This is a genomic window from Geminicoccus flavidas (assembly GCF_009806515.1).
Lineage (GTDB): Bacteria > Pseudomonadota > Alphaproteobacteria > Geminicoccales > Geminicoccaceae > Geminicoccus > Geminicoccus flavidus.
The window spans coordinates 1-2,650 of the sequence record NZ_WUJP01000969.1; the positions used below are offsets into that span (position 1 = coordinate 1).

The 2,650-nt window shown below is 64.6% G+C and carries 1 protein-coding gene and 2 pseudogenes; 1 reads left to right on the forward strand and 2 read right to left on the reverse strand.

Going from position 1 to position 2,650, the window contains the following annotated elements:
• Positions 1 to 620 (forward strand): annotated as a pseudogene (locus EQG76_RS27775) (Na/Pi cotransporter family protein); the annotation flags it as partial.
• A 547-nt stretch (positions 621 to 1,167) separates the two neighbouring features.
• Here the strand turns inward: EQG76_RS27775 and EQG76_RS27780 are convergent.
• Together EQG76_RS27780 and EQG76_RS27785 are read right to left on the reverse strand one after the other, a co-directional pair.
• A complete protein-coding gene (locus tag EQG76_RS27780) occupies positions 1,168 to 2,100 on the reverse strand; it encodes a hypothetical protein (RefSeq protein WP_159718310.1) in 933 nt (310 codons plus the stop codon).
• A 16-nt stretch (positions 2,101 to 2,116) separates the two neighbouring features.
• Positions 2,117 to 2,650 (reverse strand): annotated as a pseudogene (locus tag EQG76_RS27785) (hypothetical protein); the annotation flags it as partial.

Here is a 2,650-nt window from a genome sequence, read left to right on the forward strand (position 1 = left end):
GCCATCTGCAGGCAGGTGCCATCTTCCTCAACATCGCGCGGGGCGACAAGAAGGCGCCCTCCGACCCGGGCGAGCACTATTTGGCGACCGACATCCTCAGCCGCGATATCCGCGCCTATACCGCCTCTCTGATGAAGGAGGATCTGCCCTACGAGCAGCTCGACCTGATCGCGAGCTTGATCGAGGAGGCCGACTTCACCGCCGCCTTGACCGAATCGCTGCATCAGGTAGCGCGGCGCGTGAAGCGCGAGAAGTTCGGCAACCAGGCGCAGGCGATTGTCGATACGGCGCTGGACAAACTCGATGCCTCGCTGCGTCAGATTATGCCGGACTACGGCATCGCCTATCCGCAGATGCCGGCCGGCCATGTCAGCTTTCCGGATGTCGAGGAGCTGCGCGCCAAAACGCTGGCGCTCGGCCCCAACGCCGGTGCGGGCGAGCGTGGCACGATCCTCGCCCTCCTGGGCTCGATCGAGCGCGCCGAGATCCTGATCCGTCGCATCGACGCTGAGCGCAAGTCGGTTAATCGGCAGAGTGTGCTGGCGCGCGCCACGGCTCGTAAGGAAGGTCAGGAGCGACCAATGGACGAAGGCGGCCTCAATCCGGTTCCAGCCGAGTAACCACCGCAGGTCATACGGACGAAGCGCCTCGCCAAGGTCCTGCATCTGCTGCGCTGCCTGCGCACTCACCCGGCCATCGGCGCGAGCTTAGCTAGGCGTGAATCGAGTTTGCTCTATCGCTTCGAGAAAGAAGGCCAACCGGCATCTGCACTGCCCTGCTTGAAGATCCTATACCGGATCACACCGGCCGGGACGGATACCTGCGAGAAGATCCGGGTGGAGATGAGCGTGTAGCTCGTTGCCGTCGATCGGGTTCAGGTGACGAGCTGCCCGCTGCTTCCCGCCACCGGCTTCTCCCACTTCATGATCAGGAAGTATGGCATCCACCGGTACCGATCTGCCTTGGCAGGATCGCCGCCGGTGGGAGCCGGCGCGGCGTGCCAGCAGGTCTGGCATTGAGCCGAGATCGCGTGGTGCTCGCCGAGGGCATCAATTCGGACGCCGCTGATCTAGGCCATGTTCTATTTCTGTTCCCACTGCAGGGTGAGGTAGCGCGCTGCCATGGCGCTGGCAATGGCCGACGCGCGACCACTGCCAGCGCAGTCTCTCACATCAAGCCTGCCAGCTCGCGCACCAATCTGGGCTTGTAGACCTCGTGCAAGTGGTTGGAGTCCGCGAACAGCTCGGCAGGCCAGTCCGCTCGGTGCTCTGGGTCGTTGAGGTCGATGGCATCGTAGGCGCTCATCAGGTTCAGATACCGCACGTACCGGCCCGGGAATTCGACCTCATACATGGCCTGGGTCCTCGGGTGCACAGGTGGGCAGAACACGACGACCTCGACGCCCCGCCGCTCTGCTCGCCTGATCATGGCGTCCAGCCTCCTCACTAGGCCGGCGGGCCACGGACGGCCGGCGATCTCGGCCCGCGACCGGCTGAGCTGGTAGGTGACGATGTCCTCGTCGCCGGTGTCCAGCCTGGGGTCATTGAACTCGATGCCGAACCAGTTCGTCCGCAGCACCAGATACGAGGCCTCCAGGCTCTCGATCGTCATCATGTGCCGGATCGGCGATATAGCCATCTCGATCGTGCGCGGGATGTCGTTGGGCGCGCCCGAGATGAAGCGATTGAACGGCAGTCCCCAGACGATCTCTTCGACGTCGTGGTTCTCGATGACGTACTCAACGAGGTCGATGGTCTCGTCGAGGCCGGCGCCGCCGTAGGCCAGATTGTACCAGGGCTGGTTGGTCCGCCACGTGAGCTCGCCGGCGTCGACCTGATTGATGGTGCTGTCGCCGACCAGGATCGACAACCCGCCGTTGGCGCTGCCTGCCGCCCAGCGCTCGAAGGCGATCAGTTTGAACAGCCGGCGGTTGAGAGTGTAGGCGGGCGTGCGGTCGAAGCCGTCAACATCGACGAGCATATCATCGGCGCTTGGGCGCGCCCATCGTGCATACGGGTCAATGTACAGGTTCACGCCGAACACGAAGGCGGCGATCGCAGCAGCCGACAGGATGAAGGAGGCCAGAAATTGGCGTTCCATGTGGGAACCTCGGGAATCAGAACTGGAAGTAGAGGAAGGTCGGGTGGTGGCTGAGGTAGATTACCGAGGCGAAGAACACCGCCCCGACTGCGGCCCCGAGCAGGCGGACTAGCCCGGCACTTCCAACGATACTGCGCAGGCCAAACAGGCTTTCGGCCATCACGTCAGAGTGCGGCAGGAGCAGGGCGAGCAGCGTGGCGACAGCGAGTAGCGGGGCAGCGGTCATCCATAGACGCAGCCGGATGTAAGCGGCGCCGCCAAAGTCCACCCCGACCTGCTCGAGCAGGCCAGCGGCCGGCCCAATCGCCCAGCGCCAGGCATCCGGCAGTGTGGCGCCGCCAAACGCCATGGCGTGCCAGACCTCGAGCGTGCCATCGACGGTAGTGGCGCGGAACGGCACCCAGGCGACCAGCACCGCCAGCATGGTGAGAGACCAGCCGATGCCTAGGGGGCGGCTGCCGTCGTCATACGGCCGCCCGCCGTTCAGGCGGTGCCAGAAGCGCTGCACCACCAAATACCCGCCGTGCAGGGCGCCCCAGATTACGAAGGT

Bases quoted from the DNA above. Each gene is read 5' to 3' on its own strand.
- EQG76_RS27780 (WP_159718310.1), bottom strand. From the start codon at position 2,100: ATGGAACGCCAATTTCTGGCCTCCTTCATCCTGTCGGCTGCTGCGATC.